At 71.8% G+C, this 24807-nt stretch carries 20 protein-coding genes and 1 pseudogene; 2 read left to right on the forward strand and 19 right to left on the reverse strand.

Annotated elements, in window-relative coordinates:
* Positions 1-42 precede the first annotated feature (42 nt).
* Positions 43-588: an MFS transporter gene (locus tag FLV34_RS31570; protein ID WP_147944828.1), complete on the forward strand. Its 546-nt coding sequence runs from the start codon at positions 43-45 to the stop codon at positions 586-588.
* Here the strand turns inward: FLV34_RS31570 and nadD are convergent.
* Positions 551-1162: a nicotinate-nucleotide adenylyltransferase gene (gene nadD / locus FLV34_RS31575; protein WP_185948925.1), complete on the reverse strand. Its 612-nt coding sequence runs from the start codon at positions 1160-1162 to the stop codon at positions 551-553. The two genes, FLV34_RS31570 and nadD, sit on opposite strands and share 38 nt — an antisense overlap.
* A 105-nt stretch (positions 1163-1267) precedes the next feature.
* Between nadD and FLV34_RS31580 the strand changes: the two genes are divergently transcribed.
* Positions 1268-2287, forward strand: a complete 1020-nt coding sequence (locus FLV34_RS31580; RefSeq protein ID WP_147944829.1) for a M48 family metallopeptidase — start codon at positions 1268-1270, stop codon at positions 2285-2287.
* Between the two features lie 142 nt (positions 2288-2429).
* Here the strand turns inward: FLV34_RS31580 and FLV34_RS31585 are convergent, their stop codons facing one another.
* The 18 genes and pseudogenes from FLV34_RS31585 to FLV34_RS31670 all read right to left on the reverse strand — a co-directional run.
* The gene (locus FLV34_RS31585) at positions 2430-4070 is read right to left on the reverse strand and encodes a serine/threonine-protein kinase (protein ID WP_142645838.1); all 1641 of its coding nucleotides are present in this window, start codon (positions 4068-4070) and stop codon (positions 2430-2432) included.
* A gap of 307 nt (positions 4071-4377) precedes the next feature.
* Positions 4378-5634: a glutamate-5-semialdehyde dehydrogenase gene (locus FLV34_RS31590; RefSeq protein WP_147944830.1), complete on the reverse strand. Its 1257-nt coding sequence runs from the start codon at positions 5632-5634 to the stop codon at positions 4378-4380.
* Positions 5627-6772 carry a glutamate 5-kinase gene (gene proB, locus FLV34_RS31595; RefSeq protein ID WP_260617131.1) on the reverse strand — a complete coding sequence of 382 codons (1146 nt, stop codon included), beginning with the start codon at positions 6770-6772 and terminating at the stop codon, positions 5627-5629. The genes FLV34_RS31590 and proB overlap by 8 nt, the downstream gene beginning before the upstream one ends.
* A 24-nt stretch (positions 6773-6796) precedes the next feature.
* Complete coding sequence (gene obgE / locus FLV34_RS31600) at positions 6797-8146, reverse strand: GTPase ObgE (protein ID WP_142645840.1); 1350 nt, start codon at positions 8144-8146, stop codon at positions 6797-6799.
* A 96-nt stretch (positions 8147-8242) separates the two neighbouring features.
* Entirely contained in the window at positions 8243-8500 is a 258-nt protein-coding gene (rpmA, locus tag FLV34_RS31605) for a 50S ribosomal protein L27 (RefSeq protein ID WP_030505847.1), read from the reverse strand.
* 45 nt (positions 8501-8545) lie between these two features.
* Positions 8546-8860 (reverse strand): 50S ribosomal protein L21, encoded by a 315-nt coding sequence (gene rplU / locus FLV34_RS31610; protein WP_030505848.1) that lies wholly within the window; start codon positions 8858-8860, stop codon positions 8546-8548.
* Between the two features lie 188 nt (positions 8861-9048).
* Positions 9049-12132, reverse strand: a complete 3084-nt coding sequence (locus tag FLV34_RS31615; RefSeq protein ID WP_147944831.1) for an Rne/Rng family ribonuclease — start codon at positions 12130-12132, stop codon at positions 9049-9051.
* A gap of 103 nt (positions 12133-12235) precedes the next feature.
* On the reverse strand, positions 12236-12964 hold the full coding sequence (locus FLV34_RS31620; RefSeq protein ID WP_142623795.1) for a TIGR03936 family radical SAM-associated protein: 729 nt from the start codon (positions 12962-12964) through the stop codon (positions 12236-12238).
* A gap of 94 nt (positions 12965-13058) precedes the next feature.
* On the reverse strand, positions 13059-14981 hold the full coding sequence (locus FLV34_RS31625; RefSeq protein ID WP_147944832.1) for a TIGR03960 family B12-binding radical SAM protein: 1923 nt from the start codon (positions 14979-14981) through the stop codon (positions 13059-13061).
* 159 nt (positions 14982-15140) lie between these two features.
* Entirely contained in the window at positions 15141-16313 is a 1173-nt protein-coding gene (gene rodA / locus FLV34_RS31630) for a rod shape-determining protein RodA (RefSeq protein ID WP_142645843.1), read from the reverse strand.
* A gap of 12 nt (positions 16314-16325) precedes the next feature.
* Positions 16326-18380 carry a penicillin-binding protein 2 gene (mrdA, locus tag FLV34_RS31635; RefSeq protein WP_147944833.1) on the reverse strand — a complete coding sequence of 685 codons (2055 nt, stop codon included), beginning with the start codon at positions 18378-18380 and terminating at the stop codon, positions 16326-16328.
* Positions 18377-18895, reverse strand: a complete 519-nt coding sequence (mreD, locus tag FLV34_RS31640; RefSeq protein ID WP_142645845.1) for a rod shape-determining protein MreD — start codon at positions 18893-18895, stop codon at positions 18377-18379. The genes mrdA and mreD overlap by 4 nt, the downstream gene beginning before the upstream one ends.
* A gap of 3 nt (positions 18896-18898) precedes the next feature.
* On the reverse strand, positions 18899-20188 hold the full coding sequence (locus FLV34_RS31645) for a rod shape-determining protein MreC (protein ID WP_147944834.1): 1290 nt from the start codon (positions 20186-20188) through the stop codon (positions 18899-18901).
* Between the two features lie 8 nt (positions 20189-20196).
* Entirely contained in the window at positions 20197-21228 is a 1032-nt protein-coding gene (locus FLV34_RS31650) for a rod shape-determining protein (protein ID WP_147944835.1), read from the reverse strand.
* 219 nt (positions 21229-21447) lie between these two features.
* Positions 21448-21858: a nucleoside-diphosphate kinase gene (gene ndk / locus FLV34_RS31655; protein ID WP_030505860.1), complete on the reverse strand. Its 411-nt coding sequence runs from the start codon at positions 21856-21858 to the stop codon at positions 21448-21450.
* A gap of 376 nt (positions 21859-22234) precedes the next feature.
* On the reverse strand, positions 22235-23758 hold the full coding sequence (locus FLV34_RS31660; RefSeq protein WP_142645848.1) for a hypothetical protein: 1524 nt from the start codon (positions 23756-23758) through the stop codon (positions 22235-22237).
* Between the two features lie 11 nt (positions 23759-23769).
* Complete coding sequence (locus FLV34_RS31665) at positions 23770-24120, reverse strand: DUF4233 domain-containing protein (RefSeq protein ID WP_261985972.1); 351 nt, start codon at positions 24118-24120, stop codon at positions 23770-23772.
* A pseudogene (locus FLV34_RS31670) lies at positions 24117-24689 on the reverse strand (glutamate ligase domain-containing protein); the annotation flags it as partial. The gene FLV34_RS31665 and the pseudogene FLV34_RS31670, both read right to left, overlap by 4 nt.
* Between the last annotated feature and the right edge of the window lie 118 nt (positions 24690-24807).

A 24807-nucleotide genomic window follows, 5' to 3' on the forward strand; every position in this document is an offset into this window, starting at 1 on the left:
GTACGTCGGCCAGCTCGGTCAGCCCGGCGGCGTCCAGGAAGCGTGGCCGGGCCCGCGCTCGGCGCGGTCAACGGGGCGCTCGTCTTCGCCGTCGTCGATCACGGCCTGCACCAGGAGCCCGGCTTCACCGGCGTGCTGTCCGCGATCCAGGGCGGCGGCACGGTGCTCGGCGGCATGATCGCGGGGCCGCTGCTGCGCCGGGCCGGCGAGGCGCGGCTGGCCGCCGCCGGAGGGCTCCTGTACGCCGCCTCGGTGGCGCTGCGGGCCCTCCCCTCGACGCCCGTCGTGGCGGCGGCGAGCCTGCTGTCCGGGCTGGGGCTGCCCTGGGTGCTGGTCGCCGCCCTCACCGCCGTGCAGCGGATCGCACCCCGCGACCTGCTGGCCACCGTCTCGGCGACCGCCAACACCGTGCTGTTCGTCCCGACCGCCGTGGGGATGGCGCTCGGCGCCGGGCTCCTCGCCCTGACCTCCTACCGCCCGGTGTTGTGGGCCGCGGCGTTCGCCGGCGCGCTCGCCGCGGCGTACGCCCGGCGGAGACCGCGCCGGGCCGTCACGACTCCGGATCGCGATACAAGCGCCGCTTGTTGATGTACTGCACGATGCCGTCGGGGACGAGATACCAGATGGGCTCCCCGGCGGCCACCCGGTCGCGGCACTCGGAGGAGGAGATCGCCAGCGCCGGGATCTCGATCAGGCTGACCTTGCCCGCCGGCAGGCCGGGGTCCTGGAGCGTGTGGCCGGGCCGGGTGCAGCCGACGAAGTGCGCGATCGTGAACAGCTCGTCGGCGTCGCGCCAGCTAAGGATCTGCGCGAGCGCGTCGGCGCCGGTGATGAAGTAGAGCTCCACGTCCGGGCCGTACGCGGCGGAGATGTCACGCAGCGTGTCGATCGTGTACGTGGGGCCCGGCCGGTCGATGTCCACCCGGCTGACCGAGAAGCGCGGGTTCGACGCGGTGGCGATCACCGTCATGAGATAGCGGTCCTCGGACGAGGACACGGTCTGCTCGGCCTTCTGCCAGGGCTGACCTGTCGGGACGAACACCACCTCGTCCAGGTTGAAGTGGTGGGCCACCTCGCTGGCCGCCACCAGGTGACCGTGGTGGATCGGGTCGAAGGTCCCGCCCATCACGCCCAGTCGCCGGATCGCCGTCCCGTTACGCATGGAACGGACGATAACGCCCCTACCGGACCAACCGGGAAACCGGCCCTCCCGTGACGGCCCGGGCGCCCCGCTGTGCCCGCGCGCGTCCGGCCCGTGAGACATAGCATGCGGAACATGACCACTCCCGATCGCAATCGCGTGCAGCTGCCCGGCATCAGCTCGCGAGCCTACGAACACCCCGCCGATCGTTCCGCCCTCGTCGCGATGCGGTCGCTGTCCGGATTCGACGCGGTGCTCAAGCGGACGTCCGGCCTGTTCAGCGAGCGCCGGCTCCGCCTCATGTTCCTGGCCTCCGCGGTGCGCACGACCGACACCCAGTTTCGCGCCCTGCACGACATGGGCCGCGACAGCGCCTACATCCTCGACCTGCACCGGATCCCCGAGATCTACGTGCAGCAGGACCCGAAGGCGTACGCGATGGCGATCGGTTTCGACGAGCCGTTCATCATCGTCTCGACCGGGCTGCTCGACCTCATGGACGACGAGGAGCTGCGCTTCGTCATCGGCCACGAGACCTCGCACATCCTGTCGGGCCACGCCGTCTACGGCACGATGCTCGCGATCCTGACCCGCCTGGCCACCCGGGTGGCCTGGATCCCGCTCGGCTACATCGGCCTGCGGGTCATCGTCGCCGCCCTGGAGGAGTGGCAGCGCAAGGCGGAGATGTCCGCCGACCGCGGCGGCCTGCTCGCCGGGCAGGACCCCGACGCCGCGCTGCGGGCGCTCATGAAGCTCGCCGGCGGCTCCCGCCTGCACGAGATGAACATCGAGGCGTTCCTCGACCAGGCCAGGGAGTACGACACCGCGGGCGACGTGCGCGACGGCCTGCTCAAGGTCCTCAACATGCTCGGCACGACCCACCCGTTCGCGGTGAGCCGCGTCGCCGAGCTCGACCGCTGGCGGCGCAGCGGAGAGTACGACCGGATCATCGCCGGCACCTACCCCCGCCGCGAGGACGACGCCAACGCCCGCCTCACCGACGAGATCAAGGCGGCGGCCAACTCCTACCGCGAGTCGTGGGCGCAGTCGCAGGACCCGTTCATCGGCGTGTTGCGCGACGTCGCCGAGGGCGCGGTCCACGCCGGCGAGCGCATCTTCACCCGCTCCGCCCGCCGCGAGAACTGACCACCGTGACCGGGCCCGGAGCCCGGGCTCCAGGGACAGGCACCGGGGCGGGCGCCGGGTAGGCCCGCCCGGACGAGCCGTGTGTGCACCGCGGCGGGCCTTCCACAGTCGTCGGAAGGCCGTCAGAAGCTGTCAGAAGCTGTCAGAAGAAGAACGCCACGGCGCGGACGGCGGCGGCGCAGAGCGCGACGAACCCGCCCAGGACGGCGAGCGCGCGCAGGCCCTCCCTCCGCAGGCCGGGAATCGCCGCACCCGCGCGCTCGATCTCCCGGCCGATGATCGCGCCGCTGACGACGCCGAACGCGATCCCGGCGATCGTCACGGGCACCGGCCGAGACCACCACTCGGGCTCCAGACGTCCCCCGGAGATCGCCCACAGCCCCGCGAACGCCACCGCGGCCGCGGGCAGCCCCGGCCACGCGACGGCCGACAACACCGAACCGGCCAGCGTGAGCGGGAACGCCAGCGCGCGCAGGCAGGCCCGGGCCCGGCCGGGTTTGCGGCGCCGTACGAGCCAGTGACTGGTCCACACCGCCCTGATCACCACCGCGAGGGCCGCCGTGATCGCGAAGGTCGCGAGCGGATAGACCACCGACACCACCACGCACGGCACGGCGAGCAGCGCGACCAGCACCAGGGCCGCGTTCCCTGTCGGGATGCCGAGCGCCCCTTCCGGCGCCCCCTCCGGCGCGGTGGCGAGTGCCGTGGCCGCCTTCACCCGCCGGGGCCGGGCGGCGGGGCCGCCGCGCCGGGCGGCCCGCTCGGCCGCCGTCGCCGGCTCCCGCGCCGTGGTCTCGGCGCCCTTCCTGACCGGCTTGTCCTCCGGTTTGGCCGCCTTCCTGACCCCCGCCTTCGCGTCCGGTTTCGTGCCCGTCTTCGCGCCCGGCTTGGCGTCGGACGCGGCGCGGGCCCGTGCCGCCTCCATCGCCGTACGCGTGGTGGTCTCGGCGGCGGACGGCTCGCCCGGCGCGCGGGACGACTCCCCGGCGACCCGTGCGAGCCGCGACAGCCGGTCGGCCAGCAGCGCGGCCGTCGGGCGGCGGGCGGGGTCGCGGTGCAGGGCGGCGCGCACGAGCGGCAGCAGCGCGGCAGGCACCCCCACCAGGTCGGCCTTGCCGTTCAGCACCGCGTACATCTGCGACTCGGCGGTGCCCCGGCCGAAGGTCGGCCGTCCGGTGGCGGCGAACGCCACCGTGGCGGCCCAGCCGTGCACGTCGGCGGGCGCCCCCACGGTCTCCTCGGCGAAGACCTCGGGGGCGCAGTAGCCGGGCGTGCCGAGGAACGTGCCGGTCATCGTGACCCGCGTCGCGTCGAGCACCTGGGCGATGCCGAAGTCGATCAGCACCGGCCCGTCCTCGCCCAGCAGGACGTTGGCCGGCTTGACGTCGCGATGCACGATCCCGCCCGCGTGGATGATCGCCAGAGCCGACGCGAGGCCCTGCGCCAGCGTGATGAGCCGAGACTCGGGCAGCGGCCCGTGCCGCCGTACGGCGTCGAGGAGGTTCTCCCCCTCGATGTAGTCCATGACGAGGTACGGCCGGTCACCCGACAGGTCGGCGTCGAGCACCTGGGCGACGTACGGGCTCTCGACCCGGCGCAGCGCCCGCACCTCGCGTTCGAGCCGTAATCGGGCGTCGGGATCGTTCTCGATGGGGTCGCGCAGCATCTTCAGCGCGACGCGGTCGCCCCGGCGGCCGACGGCGAGGTACACCTCACCCATGCCACCCCGGCCCAGCCGCTCCAGCAGCGCGTAGGGGCCGACCCGCCCGAGACGTCCAGCCATAGGAGCGCCAACCATAGCGGTCCGGCCGTCCGAACAGGCGGAGGCGCGCCGTCCGATCGCGATAAAACCGATGGCGCGGACAGACCGGAAGCTGATAGGGCCGCCGGCCCGAAAACCTGCCGCGCCCGCCGCCACGGACGCGGCCACGGACGCCGCCACGGACGCGGCCACGGACGCCGCCACGGACGCCGCCACGGACGCGGCCCGGACGCGGCCCAGACGCGGCACTGTGGAGGCGGCACTGCGGTCCCACGGGGCCGGGGACGCGGGCCTCGGCTCGCGTCCCCGGCTCACCCGCGGCCGGCGGTCACACGCGTACGTGGCCCTCGCCGGTGTAGATCCACTTGGTGGAGGTGAGCTCCGGCAGTCCCATCGGGCCCCGGGCGTGCAGCTTCTGGGTGGAGATGCCGATCTCCGCCCCGAAGCCGAACTCCCCGCCGTCGGTGAACCGGGTCGAGGCGTTCACGGCGACCGCCGCCGAGTCCACGGTCGCCACGAACCTGCGGGCGGCCTGCTGGGAGCGGGTCACGATGGCGTCGGTGTGGGCCGAGCCATACCTGCGGATGTGCGCGACCGCGTCGTCCAGCGAGTCGACGACGGCGGCGGCGATGTCGAGCGAAAGGTACTCGCTGGTGAAGTCCTCCTCGGTGGCGGCCACGACGTCGGCGCCGTAGGCCCGCACCCGCTCGTCCCCGTGGACGGTCACGCCCGCGTCCTTCAGCGCCGTCAGGGCCCTGGGCACGAACGCGTCGGCGATGGCGGCGTGCACGAGCACGGTCTCGGCCGCGTTGCACACCGATGGCCGCTGCGCCTTGGCGTTCACCAGGATCTTCAGTGCGGTGTCGATGTCGGCGTCGGCGTCCACGTACACGTGGCAGTTGCCCACGCCCGTCTCGATCACCGGCACGGTCGACTCCTCGACCACGCTGTTGATCAGCGAGGCGCCGCCGCGCGGGATCAGCACGTCGACCAGCCCGCGGGCGCGCATCAGGTGCTTGACCGACTCGCGGGTCTGCCCCGGCACGAGCTGCACGGCGTCCGCCGGCACCTCGGTCGCGGCCAGCGCCTCCTGCATGACCCGCACCAGCGCCGTGTTGGAGGAGTACGCGCTGGACGACCCGCGCAGCAGCACGCCGTTGCCGCTCTTGAGGCACAGCGCGGCCGCGTCCACGGTCACGTTGGGCCGGCCCTCGTAGATGATGCCGATGACGCCGAGCGGCACCCGCACCTGACGCAGCTCCAGGCCGTTGGGCAGTGTGCTGCCGCGCACGACCTCACCGACCGGGTCGGGCAGGTCGGCGACCTGGCGGACGGCCGCCGCGATCGCGGCGATCCGGCCGGCGTCGAGCCGCAGCCGATCGATCATCGCCTCGGAGGTGCCGTTCTCCCTGGCCCGGTCCACGTCCACGGCGTTGGCCGCGACGATCTCGTCCGTGGCGGCCTCCAGGGCGTCGGCCACGGCACGCAGCGCCGCGTCCTTCGGCGCGCGCGGCATCGGCGCGAGCACCGTCGCGGCGTCTCTCGCCGCCCGTGCGACCTTCAGGAATTCCTCTGCCTCAGACATTGCCTCGCGCTCCGTCACGAATTGTGGGCTCCAATATGACCATGTCGTCCCGGTGGATCAGCTCGCGCCGATATTCCGGGCCGAGTGTGTTCGCCAGCTCCCGGGTGGATCGGCCGAGTAACTCCGGGATCTCCCCCGCGTCGTAGTTCACCAGGCCGCGGGCGACCCGATCGCCGGACGGCCCGCACACGTCCACCGGGTCGCCCGCCGCGAAGTCGCCCTCGACCTTCACCACACCGGCCGGCAGCAGCGACTTGCGCCGCCGTACGACGGCCTCGACGGCGCCGGCGTCCAGGTAGAGGCGGCCCCGGCCGGTCGTCGCGTGGGCGAGCCACAGCAGCCGGGTGCCGGGGTGGCGGCCGCCCGGGTGGAAGCACGTGCCGATGTCGGCCCCGGCGAGTGCCTGGGCCGCGTGCGCCGCCGCCGTGAGCACGACCGGGACACCCGCCCCGGTGGCGATGCGGGCGGCCTCCACCTTGGTGATCATGCCGCCGGTGCCGACCCGGCCGGAGGTGCCCAGCTCGACGCCTTCGAGGTCTTCCGGCCCGCGGACCTCGGCGATGCGTGTCGCGCCGTCCTTGCGGGGGTCGCCGTCATACAGCGCGTCGACGTCCGACAGCAGCACCAGCCCGTCGGCGTGGATCAGGTGGGCGACCAGCGCGGCCAGCCGGTCGTTGTCGCCGAACCGGATCTCGTCGGTGGCCACCGTGTCGTTCTCGTTGACGACGGGCATGATGCCCAGCTCGAGCAGCCGGGCCAGCGCCCGCTGCGCGTTGCGGTGGTGCGACCGGCGCATCATGTCGTCGGCGGTCAGCAGCACCTGCCCCACGCGCAGGCCATACCTGGCGAACGACGAGGTGTAGCGGGCGACCAGCACCCCCTGCCCCACCGAGGCCGCCGCCTGCTGCGTGGCCAGGTCCCTGGGCCGGTCGCGCAGTCCCAACGGCCCCAGCCCGGCGGCGATCGCGCCGGACGACACGAGCACGATCTGCGTGCCGGCCGTACGCCGGGCCGCCAGCACGTCGACCAGCGCGTCCACCCGGTCGACGTCGATCGTGCCCCGGGGCGTCGTCAGCGACGACGACCCCACCTTGACCACCAGCCGCGCGGCCTCGCGGATCCGTTCCCTGCCTGTCACGCCCTCTCCCACTCCGGCCCCCGATCAGCCGAGTCTGGCGTCGGTGCCACGCGGTCCCATGGTCGCCCCGGTGCCATGCGACGGCTGCCAGTCGAAGACGTAGCCGCCCTCCATCGGGCCGATGATCACCTCGGCGCCGGCCGTCGCACCGGCCTTGATCAGCTCCTCCTCGACGCCGAGCCGTTCGAGCCGGTCGGCCAGATAGCCGACGGCCTCGTCGTTGGAGAAGTCGGTCTGGCGGATCCACCGCTCGGGCTTCTCACCGGTCACCTGGAAACGGTTCTCGTCGATCCTGCGTACGGCGAAGCCGGTCTCGCCGAGCTGCCTGGGCCGGATGACCAGCCGGGTGGGCTCCTCCACCGGGGCCTGCGCCCGGGCGGCGGCCACCATCTCCGCCATCGCGTACGCCAGGGGCCGCAGGCCCTCGTGGCTGGCCGCGGAGATCTCGAAGACGCGCAGTCCGCGCTCCTCCAGCATGGGCGTGACGATGTCGGCCAGGTCACGTCCGTCGGGGACGTCCACCTTGTTGAGCGCGACCAGCCGCGGCCGGTCCTGCAACGAGCCGTACGCCGCGAGCTCGGCCTCGATCACCTCGAAGTCGGTGACCGGGTCGCGCCCCGGCTCGATCGTCGCGCAGTCGAGCACGTGCACGATCGTCGAGCAGCGCTCGACGTGCCGCAGGAACTCGTGACCGAGGCCCCGGCCCTCGGACGCCCCCGGGATGAGCCCCGGCACGTCGGCGACCGTGAAGACCGTCTCGCCCGCCGTCACCACGCCCAGGTTGGGGATGAGCGTGGTGAACGGATAGTCGGCGATCTTGGGGCGGGCCGCGGAGAGCGCCGCGATCAGCGACGACTTGCCCGCGTTGGGGAACCCGACCAGCGCCACGTCGGCGACGGTCTTGAGTTCGAGCACGATCTCGGCCTCGTCACCCGGCTCGCCCAGCAGCGCGAAGCCGGGGGCCTTGCGCTTGGCGTTGGCGAGCGCGGCGTTGCCGAGGCCGCCGAAGCCGCCCTGCGCGGCCACATAACGGGTGCCGGAGCCGACGAGGTCGACCAGCACCTCGCCGGTCCTGGCGTCCTTCACGACCGTGCCGTTGGGCACGGGCAGGACGATGTCCTCGCCGTTGGCGCCGTCCCGGTTGGAGCCCATGCCCTGCTTGCCGTTGCCCGCGCGGCGGTGCGGACGGTGGTGATACTCCAGCAGGGTGGAAGTGTTGGGATCCACCTCCAGGATGACGTCGCCGCCGCGCCCGCCGTTGCCGCCGTCGGGCCCGCCGAGCGGCTTGAACTTCTCCCGGTGGATGGAGGCGCAGCCGTTGCCCCCGTCACCCGCCTTGATGTGCAGGACGACGTGGTCCACGAAGTCGGCCATCAGCCGCTCCCCCTTACTGCCGTATGAAAAAACGAATGAGGCGGACCGAATGCTCGATCCGCCTCATCGCGCTGCTTGTGGGTGTCCTGGGCGGATCTACTCCGCGGCCGGGACGATGCTCACCGCGCGGCGACCGCGCTTGGTGCCGAACTGCACCCGGCCCGTGGCCAGGGCGAACAGCGTGTCGTCGCCACCACGGCCGACGTTGTCGCCGGGGTGGAAGTGCGTGCCGCGCTGACGGACGATGATCTCGCCGGCGTTCACCAGCTGGCCACCGAAACGCTTCACGCCGAGACGCTGAGCGTTCGAGTCACGACCGTTCCGGGTGGACGAGGCGCCCTTCTTGTGTGCCATGATTCACTCCCTTTCGGGGGTAAGCGGGGGTCGTCCCCCGGGAAACTACTGTCCGGGGTTGATGCCGGTGACCTTGACCTGGGTGTACCGCTGGCGGTGACCCTGGCGCTTCTTGTATCCGGTCTTGTTCTTGTACTTCAGAATCCGGATCTTCGGCCCCTTCGTCTCGCCGAGGATCTCGGCGGTCACCTGGAACCGGGAAAGCGTGGCGGCGTCGGTGGTGACATCGCCGTCGTTGACGACGAGCACCGCCGGCAGCGACACCGAGGACCCAACCTCGCCGGCGACCTTGTCCACCTCGAGGACGTCCCCGACGGAGACCTTCTGCTGCCTGCCGCCGCAACGAACGATCGCGTACACCGCGGAACCCTTCTACTGGCTAAATGCTGAGATGCCGCGCCCCGCATCCAGCTGCTGTCGATAAAACGACCGGCGATCCGGGCAGGCGCGCGAAGCCAGGCACGCCGACACCAGGCGCACCGGTTGACTAGGGTACCGGATATCCGGTACCCAGGTCGAACCGAGCGGACCGCCGGTTGACGAAGTCGCTACTCCGCCGTCTTCCTGCGGGAACGTCGCCGTCCCCGGGAAGACGACGCGGAGCCGTCGCCCCCGTCGGAGTCGGAGGAATCGGCGTCGATGGCGTCGGTGACGCTCTCGCGCACCGAGCCCGCCGCCGCGGCGACGGAGCCCTCGCTCGCCGCCACCTTCTCGGCCACCGCCTTTTCGATGGCCATCTTGCCCTGCGTGCCACGTGGCTCGGGCTTCGCCTCGACCGGTTCGGTCGACACGATGATCCCGCGCCCGTGGCAGCAGTCACACGGCGTGGAGAACGCCTCCAGCAGGCCCTGGCCGACCCGCTTACGCGTCATCTGCACCAGGCCGAGCGAGGTGACCTCCGCCACCTGGTGCTTGGTCCGGTCGCGCGCCAGGCACTCCAGCAGCCGCCGGAGCACCAGGTCGCGGTTGCTCTCCAGGACCATGTCGATGAAGTCGATCACGATGATGCCGCCGATGTCCCGCAGCCTGAGCTGGCGGACGATCTCCTCGGCCGCCTCCAGGTTGTTGCGGGTGACGGTCTCCTCGAGGTTGCCGCCCTGCCCGGTGAACTTGCCGGTGTTGACGTCGACGACGGTCATCGCCTCGGTCCTGTCGATCACCAGCGAGCCGCCGGACGGCAGCCACACCTTGCGCTCCATCGCCTTGGCGATCTGCTCGTCGATGCGGTAGGCGGCGAACGCGCCGGTCTCGCCCTCCCACTTCGACAGCCGATCGGCCAGGTGCGGGGCGACGTAGCGGACGTACTCGTCCACCGTCGTCCACGCGTCGTCGCCCTCGACGACCAGGGAGCTGAAGTCCTCGTTGAAGACGTCGCGGACCACCCGGATGGTCAGGTCGGGCTCGCCGGACAGCAGCTCCGGCGGGCTGGCCGACTTGGCCTTGCGCTGGATGTTCTCCCACTGGGCCGACAGCCGGGCGACGTCGCGGCTGAGCTCCTCCTCCGAGGCGCCCTCCGCGGCGGTACGCACGATCACGCCCGCGTTCTCCGGCATGACCTTGCGCAGGATCTGCTTGAGCCGGGCCCGTTCCTTGTCGGGCAGCTTGCGGCTGATCCCGGTCATCGAGCCGTCCGGCACATAGACCAGATAGCGGCCGGGGAGGCTGATCTGCGAGGTCAGCCGGGCGCCCTTGTGACCGATCGGGTCCTTGGTGACCTGCACGAGCACCGACTGCCCGGACTTCAGTGCCGCCTCGATCCGCTTGGGCTGGCCCTCCAGCCCCGCGGTGTCGAAGTTCACCTCGCCGGCGTACAGCACGGCGTTGCGGCCCTTGCCGATGTCCACGAACGCCGCCTCCATCGAGGGCAGCACGTTCTGGACCTTGCCGAGGTAGACGTTGCCGACGTACGACTGGCTGGACTCCCGGTCGACGTAGTGCTCGACGAGGACGCCGTCCTCCAGCACCGCGATCTGGGTGCGGCCGCCCTGGCGGCGCACGACCATGATCCGCTCGACCGACTCGCGCCGGGCCAGGAACTCCGACTCGGTGATGATCGGGGGACGGCGGCGGCCCAGCTCGCGGCCCTCACGGCGGCGCTGCTTCTTGGCCTCCAGCCGGGTCGATCCGCGCACGCCCTGGACCTCGTCCACGGAGGTGGACCTGGTCGCGCGGGGCGCCCGGATGCGGACGACGGTGTTCGGCGGGTCGTCGGGGGTCAGATCGGCGTCCTCGGTGCCCCGGCGGCGGCGACGGCGACGGCGGCGGGTGCCGGTCTGGCCCTCGGAGTCGTCCTCCGCCTGCTCGCGGTCGTCCTCCTCGGCCGACGCGGCCTGGGGCTCCTCGCCCTCGCTCTCCTGCTCCTCGCCGTCCTCGGCGTCCCTGGCGCGGGCACCGCGGCCGCGGCCGCCCCTGCGGCGGCGACGACGGCGGGTGCCGCCCTCGCCCTCGGAGTCGTCATCGCCGGAATCGACGGTCTCCTCCGGCTCCTCCGCCTCGGCTTCCTCGTCCTCCGCCGGCACCGGCTCGGCCGGGGGCGTCGCCGCCCTCTGCACGGGCACCGCGTACGGATCAGGGGCCTGGAAGATCGGCTGGAACAGCGCCGACGGCGCCTGGAAGGTCACCGAGGGCACGGCCGGCTGCTGCGCGGACAGCCCGAAGGGGTCGGCCACCACGTCCAGGCGATCGCCGTCCTCGTCGTCGGCCTCTTCCAGGTCGACGTCCTCGATGTCGAGCGGCTCGTCGTCCAGCGGCTCCTCGTCGGGGAGGTTGAGCCGCAGCGCGGCGTCGACCTCCGCCTCGGCGGCGCTCATCGCCCTGGATCGTTCCGGCTCCGGCTCTTCCGCGCGGACGCGGCGGCGCCGCCTCGACGTGGCAGGCTGCTCGGCCGGCACGTCCTGCACCGCTTCGGTCTGCGCCGTTTCCGTCTGTGCCGTTTCCGTCTGTGCCGTTTCCGTCTGTGCCGCTTCGGCCTGTGCCGTTTCGGCCTGCTGGGGCGTCTCGGTCTCGTCGGTCCGCTTGCGGCTCCGGCGACGCCGGGTGGGCGCGGGCGGCTCGTCCTGCGCGGCAGGCGCCGTCTCCGCGGTGGCCGGCACGGTCTCCGCGGCGGTCTCCGCGGCCGCCGGTGGCGTCTCCGCCGGGGCCGTCTCCATTGGGGCCGTCACGGCCTCCGCGGTCACCGGCGGCTGCTCGGCGACCGGCTCCTCCGCGGCCTTGGTGCGGCGGCGGGTCACCCGCTTGGGCTTCTCCTTCGCGGCAGGCTCCTCCTGCGCGGGAGCCGCCACGGGCTCGGCCACGGAGGCCACGGTGGTTTCCGCGCTCTTCGGCACGGTGCCGCGGGCGCTCTTCGGCTCGGTGCCGCGGGCGCTCTTCGGCTCGGTGCCGCGGGCGCTCTTCGGCGCGGTGGTCTCCACGGCCTTGGGCATGGTGGCCGCGGCCACGGTGGTCACCGGCGGCGGCAGGTCGTCGGGCTCGGGCGGTGGCCCGGCCGGACGGCTCGCCGACCGGCGGCGCCGGGTCGTGGATACGACCGAAGGACCGGAAGAAACGACCTCTCCCCCGGTCTGCCGGCGTTCTTCTGTTGTCGTGTCACTGTCAAGGCTCACAGCCCCGTCAGTGGGCTCGTTGTCGAGCATGCGGGCGCTCTCCCGTCAGCCTCCGGGCACGTTGCCGCGCCGCGCGAAGGCTCTCGTCTCTCGCGGTCCGCCGGGCTTCCTGTCGGCGCCTCGGCGGCAAGTCTTATCGGTCTCCGCCTGCCCGGTCGAAGGCGAACGGGTCGGCGGGCTCACCGGTCGCGTCGAGCGGCCCCTGCGCCAGCCTGGTCACCGCAGCGGGTGACGGCGGCGCGAAGCCTGCCACGAGACGCAGACCCATGAGCACGTCATCGGGCCGGACGGCAGGTGTTTCGTGCCGAACAACCATACGAAGTATGACACACGGTTGAACGGTCTCCTGACCTGCCGTAATTCCCGGCTCCCCCACGACGGCCAGCGAACGCACCGCCTGGCGGGCGTCGAACCGCCGCATTCCCTTCTTGGTCAGGCGCTCGACCTCCACCAGATCGGCCGAGAGGAACTCCTTCACCGCCCGCTCCGCCTCGCCCGGATCGGCTCCGGGGAGCCGCAGCTCCCACATCGAGCCCTCCAGCCGGTCGGCCAGGTTCCCGTCCCGCGCCTCCACCACGTCGAGCACGTCGAGCCCCGGCGGCAGCGAGGCGTCGAGGTCGTCGCGAACCCGCCGCGGGTCGCACGGCCGGTTCACCCCGATCTCCAGGTATTCGGCCTCGCTCGCCACTCCGGTGGGGGCGGCGCCGGCGTAGGAGATCTTCGGGTGAGGGCTGAAGCCGGCGCTGTAGGCCACCGGAATGCCCGCTCGCCGCACCGCCCTTTCGACGGCGCGGGAGATGTCGCGGTGGCTGGTGAAACGCAGGCGGCCCCGCTTGGCGTAGCGCACACGAAGGCGCTGCACGGTGGGTTCGGGTGCGGGCCCGTCGGGAACGGGTTTCAGAGTTCCGTCGTCCTTCCGCTGTCGGTCGATCGTCTTTCAGGATAGGCCGTGACCGTCAGATCACGGTGAGTGGCAGCAGTTTTCTGCCCGTGGGGCCGATCTGGATCTCCGTCCCCATCGTGGGGCAGACGCCGCAGTCGTAGCAGGGCGTCCAGCGGCAGTCCTCGACCTCGACCGTGTTCAGCGCGTCCTGCCAGTCCTGCCACAGCCACTCGCGGTCGAGACCGGCGTCGAGGTGGTCCCAGGGGAGCACCTCGTGCTCGTCCCGCTCGCGCGTCGTGTACCAGTCCACGTCGACCGGCTCGTCGGCGAAGGCGCGCTCGGCCGCGGCCATCCACCGCTCGAACGAGAAGTGCTCGCTCCATCCGTCGAACCTGCCGCCGTCCTCCCAGACGGCCCGGATGACCCGGCCCACCCGGCGGTCGCCCCGCGACAGCAGCCCCTCCACGATCGACGGCTTGCCGTCGTGGTAGCGGTAGCCGATGGCCCTGCCGTACTCCTTGTCGGAGCGCAGGGCGTCGCGCAGCGCGCGCAGCCGGCGGTCCACCGTCTCGTGGTCGCACTGGGCGGCCCACTGGAACGGCGTGTGCGGCTTGGGCACGAACCCGCCGATGGAGACCGTGCAGCGGATGTCGCGCGAGCCCGTCGCCTCGCGGCCCGCCTTGATGACCTTCTTGGCCAGGTCGGCGATGCCGAGGACGTCCTCGTCCTCCTCGGTCGGGAGCCCGCACATGAAGTAGAGCTTCACCTGCCGCCAGCCGTTGGAGTAGGCGGTCGTGACCGTGCGGATCAGGTCCTCCTCGGTGACCATCTTGTTGATCACCTTGCGCATCCGCTCGGACCCGCCCTCCGGCGCGAACGTGAGACCGGAACGGCGGCCGTTGCGGGACAGCTCGTTCGCCAGGTCGATGTTGAACGCGTCGACCCGGGTGGAGGGCAGGGACAGGCCGACCTGGCTGCCCTCGTAACGGTCGGCGAGGCCCTTGGTGACGTCGGCGATCTCGGAGTGGTCCGCGCTGGACAGCGACAGCAGCCCGACCTCGCTGAAGCCGGACTCCCTGATCCCCGCCTCGACCATGTCGCCGATCGTGGTGATCGACCGCTCCCGCACCGGACGGGTGATCATCCCCGCCTGGCAGAAGCGGCAGCCCCGGGTGCAGCCCCGGAAGATCTCGACGCTGAACCGCTCGTGCACGGTCTCGGCGAGCGGGACCAGCGGTTTCTTCGGGTAGGGCCACTCGTCGAGGTCCATGACCGTGTGCTTGAACACGCGCGTCGGCACGCCGTCGCGGTTGGGGACGACGCGCATGATGCGGCCGTCCGGGTGGTACTCGACGTCATAGAACTTCGGGACGTACACCCCGCCGGTGGAGGCGAGGCGCAGCAGCAGCTCGTCGCGGCCGCCGGGCGAGCCCTCGGCCTTCCACTCGCGCAGCACCTCGGAGATCGCGATGGCGATCTGCTCGCCGTCGCCGAGCACGGCGGCGTCGAGGAAGTCGGCGATCGGCTCCGGGTTGAACGCGGCGTGGCCGCCCGCCAGAACGATCGGGTCCTCGTCGGTGCGGTCCGCCGCCTCCAGCGGGATCCCCGCCAGGTCGAGCGCGGTGAGGAGGTTGGTGTAGCCCAGCTCGGTGGCGAACGACACCCCGAGGATGTCGAACGCGCGAACCGGCCGGTGACCGTCCACGGTGAACTGCGGGACACCCTCGGACCGCATGAGCGCCTCGAGGTCGGGCCACACCGCGTAGGTGCGCTCCGCCAGCGTCTCGGGCAGCTCGTTGAGGATCTCGTAGAGGATCTGCACCCCCTGGTTGGGCAGGCCGACCTCGTAGGCGTCCGGGTACATCAGGGCCCACCGGACGGTCGCCTCGTCCCAGTCCTTGACCGTCGAGTTCAGCTCGCCCCCGACGTACTGGATCGGCTTCTGCACCTTGGGCAGCAGCGGCTCCAGGCGGGGAAACAACGACTCGACAGACATGTATCCAGGGTATCGGCTCCGGAGAGTGGCCCCTGCGGATCTTCCGTCCTCAGCAGGGGTGCCAGATCGGGCCGCCCGCGCGGCGAGACCGGGCGGTGACCCGGCTCGCCGTAGGCCGCGGCGTCCCGGCGCCCGGCGCGAGGCACCGGGCGGCGCGGATCACCCGGGCCGCGACCTGAGATGGATCGCCTGCAGGATGGCCACCGCCGTCATGTTCGCGAACGTCGCCGTGCCGCCGTAGGAGACGAACGGCAGCGGCACGCCGGTGATCGGCATGATTCCGATCGTCATGCCGACGTTGACGAGGGTCTGGAAGCCCAGCCACGCGACGATGCCGCCGGAGACGAGCGCACTGAACCGGTCGTTGCACATCCGGGCGATCCGCACGCCGCGCAGCAGCACCACGCCGAGCAGGGCCACCACGGTGACCGACCCGACGAAGCCGAGCTCCTCGCCCGCGACGGTGAAGATGAAGTCGGTGTGCTGCTCGGGCACGAAGCGACCCGTGGTCTGGCCGCCGTGGAACAGGCCCTTGCCGAACACCTCGCCCGACCCGATCGCCACGAGCGCCTGCGTGCTGTTGTAGCCCACGCCGCGCGGGTCGCTCGACGGGTCGATGAGCGCGGTGAACCGCGCCACCTGGTAGGGCTTGAGCAGCCCCAGCGCCCACACCGCCACCCCCGCGAGGCCCGCGAGCAGCACCCCGGCCAGCACCCAGCGCTTGCGTATCCCGGCGAAGACGATGATCGCGCCGGTCGTCGCCATCAGCACCATCGTGGTGCCGAGGTCGGGCTGCAGCATGACCAGCGCCGCCGCCCCGCCCGCCGCCGCCAGCGACAGCGCGAGACCGGAGCCCCTCGGCCGGTCCTTGGTCTTCCCCTTCTCGGACACCGGGGCCAGCAGCCGCGCCAGCATCACCACCAGCGCCGGCTTCATCAGCTCGGCGGGCTGCAGGGCGAAACCCCCGCCGAGCAGGATCCACGAGTGGTGGCCGTTGACCGTCGAACCCATCGGGCTGATCACCAGGATCAGCCCGAGGACGGCGATGCCGTACAGGACCGGCGCGTACGTGCGCAGCCAGCGGTAGTCGGTCACCGCGATCGCGCTGTAGAGGGCCAGGCCGATGAGCAGGTTGAGCACGTGCTTCTTGGCCATGCCCGTCGGCTCGATCGACGACCACGTGCGGGTGGCCGACCACACCAGCAGCGTGCCGATCGCGCTGAGCGCGACCACCGCGCCGAACAGCAGCCAGTCCATCCGCCAGACGACCGATCCCCTGCCGACGACGCGGCTCGCGAACGACCTCCGCCTTACCCCGAGGGCTTCAGTCATGGCAGATCCGCCTCACTGCGTTTCGCGGCTGATGGCCGGCAGCCGCGTCGCCGGTTTGCCGTCCGGAAGCGCCGGCTTGAGCGGCTTGCCGTCGTTCCCCTTGCCGAGGCCGTAGATCCCCTCCCAGATGCGCCGCACGGCGGGCGCGGCGGTCGAGGCGCCGAAGCCGCCCTGCGCCACCATGACCACGGTGACCAGCCGCGGATTGTCCGCAGGCGCGAAGGACGCGAACCACGACGTGTCCTCCTTGCCGTAGACCTCTGCCGTACCGGTCTTGCCGCCGATCTTGACGACGTTCATCGGGAACCCGCGGAACGCGCCGGCGGCCGTGCCGTCCGAGGGCACCTCGCTGAGCGCCTTGCGGATGTAGGTGCGGGTCTCGTCGTTGACCGGGAGGCGCCCCACGACCGGGACCGGGATCTCCTTCTTAAGGGTGCCGTCCGGCCGCATCAGCGCCCAGCCGACACGCGGGCTGCGCACCTGGCCGTCGCCCAGCAGCGCCGCGTACGCCCGCGCGAGCTGGAGCGGGGTGACCAGCACGTCGCCCTGGCCGATCGAGAGGTTGACCGCCTCGTAGGCGTGGAAGATCATGCCCTCCAGGCAGTTCTCGTTGGCCAGCCGCTTGGCGAACGCCGCCCGGCTCTGGTCCTTCATCTCCGGGTAGCCGATCTTGGCCCGCTTGCACATCTCCGACTTCGTCGTGTTGTACAGGTCGAGCTTCCAGGCGCGGGTCGGGATGCGGCCCGCGGACTCGCCGGGCAGGTCGATGCCGGTGCGCTTGCCGAAGCCGTAGGCCTTGGCCATGTTCGGCATCGGCTCCTTGACCTTGGCCTTGGGCGTCTTGCCGCCGTCGCGCAGCCACTCCTCATATCCGGCGCGGTAGAACACGGTGTCACACGACTTGACCAGCGCCTCGTGCAGCGAGATCGCGCCCAGGCTCATGCCGCCCGCGTTCGGGTACGACCTGCCCTCGACGTTGTAGGAGCTCGGGCACTGGTAGGTGCCGTGCAGGGGCTGCCCATCGGCGATCATCGCCGACACCGAGCTGATCTTGAAGGTCGAACCCGGCGCGTACTCGCCGGCGATCGCCCGCGACACCAGCGGCTTGCCCGACTTGTCCGACAGCAGCCACCGGTAGTCCTTCTCCGAGATGCCGCCCGTCCAGACCTTGGGGTCGTACGTCGGCCGGCTGGCCATCGCGATCACGCGACCGGTCTTGATGTCGAGCACCACGCCTGCGGCGCCGTCGGAGCGGGGCACCTCCTGCATGGCCTGGTCCAGCGACTTCTCCACGATGCGCTGCACCTTGGCGTCGATGCTGGTCACCAGGACGTCGCCGGGGACCGGGTCGGACGCCTGGTTGACCGTGATGACCTTGCCCATCCGGTCGACCTGGACGTTGCGCAGGCCGGGCGTGCCGCGCAGTGCGGAATCGTAGGTGCGCTCGAGCCCGTCGCGGCCGGTGAGGTCGACGCCCGAATAGTTGGCCTTGAGACCCTCGCGCTTTTCCAGCTCGCTCTCCGTCACCGGCTGCAGGTAGCCGAGGAGCTGGGCGGCGTCCTTTCCGTTGGGATAGTCGCGCAGCGCCTGGATGTCGGCCGTGACGCCGGGGAAGTCCTCCTGGCGCTCCAGGATCTGCAGCGCCGCCCGGGGATTGACGTTGTTGGCGACCGGGATCGGCGTGTACGGCGAGCCGGGCCAGCACGGGCGGCTGATGCCCGGGCCGCACGCCCGGATCTCCTGCTTCAGCTTCGCGAGCGGCACCTTCAGCACGGCGGACAACCGGCGCAGAACCGCGTCGCCGCCGTCCGGCATCCGCTCAAGCCGGCCGCGGTCCACGGAGACCACCAGCGTCGTACGGTTGCGCACGAGCGGGCGGCCGGAGGAGTCGAGGATCGCCCCACGCAGAGCGGGCACCCGCACCTCACGGGTGCGCGTCTCCGTCGCGACCGTGACGAACCGCGGCCCCTGCCCCACCTGGCCCTGCCACAGCCGGACGACGAGCACCACGATCATGGCGATGACCAGCACCTGCAGGACGATCAGGCGTCCGCGCAAACGTGTCATGCCGTCCCCCGTCTCCAGCTCGGCACGAGCTCGCCACCGCCTGCGCGCCTGCGATGGCCGCCGTGCGTGACCTTGACCGCCCAGAGCGCCAGTGGAGCGGCCACGAGATTGCAGATCGCGGCCCGGGGCCATGCCGTGGCCAGCACCGACCAGGTGACCCCCGGCGCGCCGATCAACGCGCCCAGGCCCGCCAGCATGCCGGGCGCGAGCACGGCGCACGCCGCCACCGCGAACAGCGGCACCCGATCTCCCAACCGCCCGGCCGCGTAGCCGAGGGCGCACAGCACCAGCGCGTACTGGCCCAGCGTGTGGTTCGAGGGAGGCAGCAGGTCATAGGCGAGCCCGCCGCAGAAGCCGATCACCGCGCCCGGGACGGCCCCGCGCCTGGTCGCGAGCGCGGCCACCGTCACCAGCACCAGGTCGGGCGCCCAGGAAAGCAGCAGCCGGTTGACCACACTGACCTGGAGCACCAGAGCCACGAAGAGCAGCAGCGCGGCGAGGAGGTTGCGGCCCATCGGTCAGTTCCTTTCACCGTGGCCGTCGTGCTGCCGAGGCGCGTCGCGCGGCTCCACGGCCGGCGGCCGGTGCGCGGCGGGCGATCGGTGCGCGGCGGGCTGCTCGTGGGCCTGCCGCCCCTGCGCCTGCCGTTCCTGCGCCGGCTGCTCGCGCCTCTGCTCCTGCGCCTGCCGTTCTTGGGCGTACTGCTCCTGTGCGCGCTGCTCTTGGGCGCGCTGCTCGCTGTCCACGGCCTGCGTGCCGTGCCGGCCGCGCCGCTCCTGCGCGGCCTCGGGCCGGCCCTCGCGCACCTGCGGTCCGGTCGCGGCCCGCGCCTCGTCGCCCGCGCCGCGACTGCGGCCGTCGAGCCCCCACTCGGCCTCCAGCGAGGCGCGTCCCTGCCCCCGGGCGTCGCCGCGCCGCTGGTCCTCGCGCGGCGGCTTCGGCGGCAGCACCGCGTCGCGCGGATCACGCTTCGGCGCCGCGACCACCACGCCGACGACGTCCAGCGCGGAGAAGTCGGTGAAGGGCCGCGCGTAGGCCGTCCTCGTCACCTCACCCGGCGTGTTGTCCACCCGCTCGACCACGCCGATCGGCACCCCCGGCACGTACGGCTTGCTCTGCTGGGAGCCGAACGAAACGATCCGGCGGCCCACGCCGATCGGCACGGTGGAGTCGAGCAGGCGGAACCTGACGAGGTTGCCGCCGCCGCCCGCCTCGCCGAGGCCGCTCACGACGCCGAGCTCGTTGCCGCCCTCCAACCTGGCCCCGGCCGACAGGGCCGGGTCGGTCAGGAGCGCCACCGTCGAGCCGTCCGGGCCCGCCTGGACGACGCGGCCGACCAGCCCGGCGTCGCTGAGCACCGTCATGTCGGGCCGGATCCCATCGCCGGTGCCGGCGTCGATCTCGACCGTGTCCTCGAAACCGGCCACCGTACGCCGCGCGACGACCTGGGCCGGCACGATGCGGTAGCGGCCGAGACCCGCCAGCCCGAGCATGCTGTCGAGCTTGTCGGCCCGTGCCCTGTCGAGCTTCTGCGCCGACACCTCGTCGCGCAGCCGCGCGTTCTCCTTGCGCAGGTCGGCGATGGTGCGCCGCGCGGAGGGCGCGTCGCGCAGCATGCCGACGAATCCGGTGATCGGGCTGGTGACGGCGGCACCGACGCGCTCGGCCTTCCCGAACACGGCACTCGCGAAGTCGCGCACCGGGCCGAGGACGCGGTTGTTCCCGGCCCGGTGATCCACGGTGATGAGGATCAGCGCCACGGCGAGGAGGATTCCGAGCGTGAGACGGGCGCGACGGGTGTCTCTCATGACGCTCCTTAGTTGCGGGGCTCCGGCACGAGCACCTGCTGGAGGGCTTCAAAGTCCTCCACGCACCGCCCGGAGCCGAGCGCGACCGAGTCGAGCGCGTTCTCGGCCAGGTGGACCGGCATGCCGGTCTCCTCACGCAACCGGTCGACCATGCCACGCAGCAGGGCGCCGCCACCGGTCACGGCGATCCCCCGGTCCATGAGGTCGCCGGAGAGCTCCGGCGGGCACTTGTCCAGCGTCGACTTCACCGCGTCGACGATCGCGTTGACCGGCTCTGCGATGGACCGGCGGATCTCCTCGGCGCTGATGACGACCGTCTTCGGCAGGCCGCTGACCAGGTCGCGGCCGCGCACCTCGGCGTGGAAGTCCTCGCACGTGACGCAGGCCGACCCGACGGCGATCTTGACTTCCTCCGCCGTGCGCTCGCCCAGCATCAGCGAGTACTCCTTCTTGGCGAAGGCGATGACCGCGTGGTCGAGCTCGTCGCCGCCGACGCGGATCGACTGGCTGGTCACGATGCCGCCCATCGAGATGATGGCCACCTCGGTGGTGCCGCCGCCGATGTCGACGACCATGTTCCCGGTCGGCTCGTGGACCGGCAGGCCGGCTCCGATCGCGGCCGCCATCGGTTCCTCGATGATGTACACACGGCGGGCCCCGGCCTGGTAGCCCGCTTCTTTCACGGCGCGCTGCTCCACCGCGGTGATGCCACTCGGCACGGCCACGATGATGCGCGGGCGCACGAAATGGCGCCGTTTGTGGATCTTCTGGATGAAGTAACGCAGCATCCGCTCGGTCACATCGAAGTCCGCGATGACACCGTCCCTCAGGGGACGGATCGCGACGATGTTTCCGGGCGTCCGACCGATCATCCGCTTCGCTTCTATCCCAACAGCCACGATGTTTCCTGTCGTGACGTTGATGGCGACGACGGACGGCTCGTTCAGGACGATGCCGCGCCCTCGGACGTAGACGAGAGTGTTCGCCGTGCCAAGGTCGACAGCCATGTCACGGCCCAGGAATGTCAGCTTGCTGCCCATGCGGAAGGAAGCCTTCCTTCAGGTGGTTAGCGGTTACCGGGTTCAGCGGGAGTGCGGGATGACGCATCGCATTCGAATCGTAACGGCATGTGCTCATCACTGGGCACATCGAGCTCCCAAGGCCCCGGAAAAACCGGTGTCGCCCTGCCTAAGCTCGGTCACCACCTGGAAAAACACGAGAGGCCCCGGTTTAAACCGGGGCCTCTCGTGTGGCAAGGACTAGAAACGGTCGGGAAAGAAAATCTTGATTTCCCGGGCCGCGGACTCCGGCGAATCGGAGCCGTGCACGACGTTCTCGCCGATCTCAAGAGCGTGGTCGCCGCGGATGGTGCCGGGCGCGGACTTCACCGGGTCGGTCAGGCCGGCCAGCGCGCGGAACGCCTCTACGGCCCGGGGGCCCTCAAGCACCATCGCGACCAGCGGGCCGCCGGTAATGAACTCCACCAGCTCGCCGAAGAACGGACGCTCCGAGTGCTCGGCGTAATGGGCCTTGGCCGTCTCGGCGTCGAGCGTGCGCAGGTCCATCGCCACGATCTTGAGGCCCTTGCGCTCGATGCGGCCGATGACGTCCCCGATGAGGCCGCGACGGACCCCGTCGGGCTTGATCAGGACAAGCGTACGCTCGGACACGGTCTTTTCTCCTAAGGTCGTTGACTCGCCGTACACGGTGACCCGGCGGATCGCGGGCCCGCCCGTCACGCGTCTGGGAAGCTCCGGCTGGGAAGCTCCGACGCAACGGCAGCTTACCGGTCCGGGAACGCCGCTCCGATCGGACGAGTCCGATGCCGGCGGGTCTGCGGCAGAGCATCTCGACGGGCGTCTCGGACGGGCGCTCCGGGCGGGCGTTTCTGCGCGAGCCGTGTCGGTGCGCGGGCGGCGGTGTTCCTGTGCGTACCGTGTCAGTGTGCGGCGGCGAGTCCTGCCGCATGCCGGGTCGGTACGTGAGCGGCGAGTCCTGCCGCATGCCGGGTCGGTACGTGAGCGGCGAGTCCTGCCGCGTGCCGGGTCAGTGCTTGGAGCCGGAGTCCTCGGGGGTGTCGTCGGCCTTCTCGGGCGACGGCGTCGGCAGCGGGATCACCACGTCACTGTCCGCCGCCGCGGTGGCGGCCCTCCGGGCCAGGACGGAGGAGAGCACGATCACGCCGACCACCACGAATCCGCCGACGAGCGCCCACATGTGCAGCGCGTCGATGAACCCGTTGACCAGGGCGTTCCCGTCACCCCGTGCGCTCTCCGCGGCCTCGCGCAGCCGGTTCACCTGGATGCCCGTGCCGAGCAGGAAGCCCGCGAGCACGGCCGGGAAGCACAGCGACAGGCCCAGCATCGCCGTCCCCAGGCCCGCCGTACGGAACGCGCCGACCAGCGCCACGGCCGACCCCGCGGCCAGCAGGACGAACGGCACCACCAACGGCGTGCCCGACGGCGCCGGGACCAGCAGCCTGATCGCGGCCAGCCCCACGACGACGGCCGCGAGACCGAGGACCGTCATCCGGGCCGCGAGCGCCTCGGGCGCCCGACCCGCCAGGACGGCGCCCACGAGGGCGGTCACCGCGGCCACCAGGAACGGCACCCACAGGCCCTTGAGGCCGGGACCGCCCAGCGGGCCGCCGAGCTCGATGTAGGTCATCTGCGCGGCGGTCGGCAGCACCACCAGCCCCACCGCGACGTTGACGAAGGCGAGCGTACGGCCGCCCGGCCCCTCGAACGTGCCGAGAGCCGCGAGGGCCAGCATGGCCACCACCACGACCGCCGCCGCGACGACGACCAGAGGCGGGGGCCAGTCGAAGGTGATCCCGACGCCCAGCACGGCGATGGCCGCGGCGGGCACGATGGCCAGCGCGAGCCGCCCGCGCTCCGCCGACGTCGGCCGGCCCCCGGGCAGGATCTCCCCCTCGGCCGGCGAGCCGCCGTCGCTGGAGATCATCCACAGCACCAGGTAGGCCGCGGCGAGAGCCAGCGCCACCCCGGTGAGCAGCGGGTACGGCTGAAGGGTGACCTGCCAGGAGGACACGTCCCGGATCGCCCACAGGGCGAGGGCCTGGGCCGTCAGCAGCGAGGCGGCGAGCGTGCCCGCCCAGATCGGCAGCAGCACCCGGTGACGGGGACGCTCGGCGACCGCGACCAGCGTCGCCGGCACGAGCATGCCCGCGCCGATCCCGTGGAGCACGCGCAGCACGCCGACGAGCGCGACCGTGTCGGTGTAACCCCCGGCCACGTCGGCGAGCGCGAGCAGCGTGAGCCCCGCCACGAGGATCGGCGCCGCGCGGAACCTGCGTACTGCGACCGCGGCGAGCGGCACGGTCACCAGCATGGCGGGCAGCGCCAGGCCGTGCGCGCGGATCATGTCGACCTGCGACACACCCGGCGGCAGCAGCGCCGCCACGACGGAGATCGTGTTCGGGATGGCGACGAGCGCCAGAGGAAGGGCCACCAGCGTGAGCAGCCCGATGACGACGTCGACCAGCAGAGGGACGCGCACGGCACGGACCGGCACGGCGGTCCGAGCCTGCGGTACGGGAGGGACGGCCATGGTTGCCGACTTTAGCGCTTCGTCGTCCCTTCGACACGGCGAGCGACGAAGATAGCCGTTATCCACAGGGCAGCGAAGATCACCCCGAGGAAGAACATCATCGGAACCAGGAATCCCGTGGCGATTGTCAGGAGTTCCAGCATGCTGCCCGCGATGTAGGCGTACGGGCGTTTCAGCAGGCCGGCGACCACCACGCACAGGACGGCCAGCCCGAGCCCGACCGTCAGCGCGAGCGGGGCGGACACGTGGTTGATGGTGATCGCCACGGGGCTGACGAGCGCGACGACGATCGCCTGCATCCCGAGGACGGTCGCGCAGAGCCGGCGCATGCCGGGGGTCACCTCGAACACGGCGCTGCTCACTTGGCGGCCTTCAGCAGGATGCGCGCCTCGCCCGCGGTCACGACAGAACCGGTGATGAGAACGCCCGAACCGAACTCGTCGCCCTGGTCGGCCAGCGCGACGCCCCTGTCGATGGCGTCGTCGAGCCGGTCCTCGATGTGGACGCGGTCCTGGCCGAACACGGCCTCCGCCCGGGACGCGAGATCGTCAGGGCTGAGCGCGCGAGGTGAGGAGTTGCGGGTGACCACGATCTCCTCGGCCACCGGCTCCAGCAGGTCCAAAATCGTGTCCACGTCCTTGTCCGCCATCACGGCCACCACGGCGATGAGCCGGGTGAACCCGAACGCCTCGGTCAGTGCCTCGACCGTGGCCTCCATGCCCGCGGGGTTGTGCGCCGCGTCGACCAGGACGGTCGGGCCCCTTCGCACGATCTCCAGCCGCCCCGGGCTGCTCACCTGGGCGAAGGCCTGCCGTACGACCTCCTCGCCCAGCGGGTCGTCACCTGCCGTCAACGCCTCCACCGCCGCCAGGGCGCCCGCGGCGTTGCCCGCCTGGTGCGCGCCGTACAAAGGCAGGAACACGTCCTCGTACGTCGCGCTCGGTGGAGAAGTGGAAAGGAAGGGAAATCAGACCCCCGGGAATCACCCCGGAGGGAATCGGTGTGGCGGGAGGTCAGACGACGCCGTACAGACGGTCGCCGGCGTCGCC

This window comes from Microbispora sp. CSR-4 (assembly GCF_008033685.1).
Taxonomy (GTDB): Bacteria; Actinomycetota; Actinomycetes; order Streptosporangiales; family Streptosporangiaceae; genus Microbispora.